This window comes from Bradyrhizobium sp. P2_E8, from assembly GCF_056403875.1.
This window is the reverse complement of record NZ_JBFUES010001393.1, coordinates 1-1,479: the sequence shown is the minus strand read 5'-3', so window position 1 is coordinate 1,479 and position 1,479 is coordinate 1. Positions and strand designations below refer to the sequence as shown.

At 64.1% G+C, this 1,479-nt stretch carries 1 protein-coding gene and 1 pseudogene; both read right to left on the bottom strand.

The window, feature by feature from the left end; genetic code table 11:
* Positions 1–805 (bottom strand): TAXI family TRAP transporter solute-binding subunit (locus tag AC1D00_RS40765; protein WP_477014600.1); only part of this gene is annotated, 805 nt, incomplete at its 3' end.
* A gap of 370 nt (positions 806–1,175) precedes the next feature.
* A pseudogene (locus tag AC1D00_RS40760) lies at positions 1,176–1,479 on the bottom strand (hypothetical protein); the annotation flags it as partial.

Below are 1,479 nucleotides of genomic sequence, written 5' to 3'. Positions count from 1 at the left end.
GCTTGGTCATCTGGTAGGCGAGATCCTCCGACACTGCCGAGCTCGTCACGAGATAGTTGACCACGGCCGCGGTCGGCACGTCCTTGTCCTGGCCCGTATAGGTGTTGGCCGGGATGGTCGCCGCGATGAAGGGCGGGCCGATCTTGTCGACGGTCTCCTTCGGCACCGACACCACCGTGATCGGGCTCGAGGTCGAGAGATCCTTCAGCGAGGCAACACCGAGCCCGGCCGATTGCAGCGTCGCACCCAACTGGCGGTTCTTCATGAGATCGACGGATTCGGCGAACGGCAGATACTCCACCTTGCCGAGGTCCTTGTAGCTCATGCCGGCGGCGCTGAGGATCGCGCGGGAATTCAGCTCGGTGCCCGACTTGGGCGCGCCGACCGACAGGCTCTTGCCCTTGAGGTCCGCCAGCGTCTTGATGCCGCTCTCGGTGGTCGCGACGATCTGGATGTAGTTCGGATAGATCGCGCCGATGGTCCTGAGCTTGTCGAGCTTGGACTTGAAGCCCGCTTCCTCGTCGCCGTCCCAGGCGGCCTTGAGCGAATCGCCCAGCGTGAACGCGAGCTCGCCGCGGCCCTGCTGGAGCAGGATCAGATTCTCGACCGACGCCTTGGTGGCCTGTACCTGCGTCTTCACGTTCGGAATCTTGTCGCCGTAGATCTTCCCGATCGCGACCCCGAGCGGATAATAGACGCCGGAGGTGCCTCCGGTCAGCACGTTGATGAAGGATTGCGCATGCGCGCAAGGCGCCGACGCCGCCAGAGCAAGAGCCGCGGCCACGCCGAAAATCGTCCGTTTCATGATTTCTGTACTCCCCAAACCGGCGGGGAAATTGGCCGGATGAGGGGAGCGGGTCAACCCATCCAATAGGCAAAACAGGACTGCGGCAAATGGCCGTTCCGGCTCAGCTTTTAGGGAACCCGGCGGGTGCGGCGAGGTGGCGCAGCCGCCCGCAGCACATCCTTCGAGACGCCCGCCTGCGGCGGGCCCTCAGGATGAGGACGGGGTGCGTGGCGACAATTTCGGCAGGCAAAGCTGCCGCTCAGCCTCATCCTGAGGAGACCGCGGAGCGGTCGTCTCGAAGGACGAGGCGCTCGCTCAAGCTCCGCCAAGCTCATTGCGATAGCTCCCCCGCAAGCGGAAGAGGGAGCGCACCGTCACTGGCAAGCCGCTACTGGAACGTCATGTCCAGGCACTTGGAGATGTCGGAGCCGAGGCCGGAGGAGATGGTGATGCAGCCGCGCACCTTCTGTGCGGTGACGTCGGCCGCCCAGATCGAGTAGCCGCCGGGACCGAAGAACGAATTGGTGTTCGGCGGCTCGGTCTCGGTGGCGTCGAAATCGTAATGGCCGTCGGTCTCGAAGATGCGCGGCTTCTTGGTGCAACCGCCGTCGGTCTGGACGTTGATGACTTCCTTGTTGTCCCGGGTCAGCGCCAGCGAGACCTGGCAGCGGAAATATTCCGAGGTCCTGGTG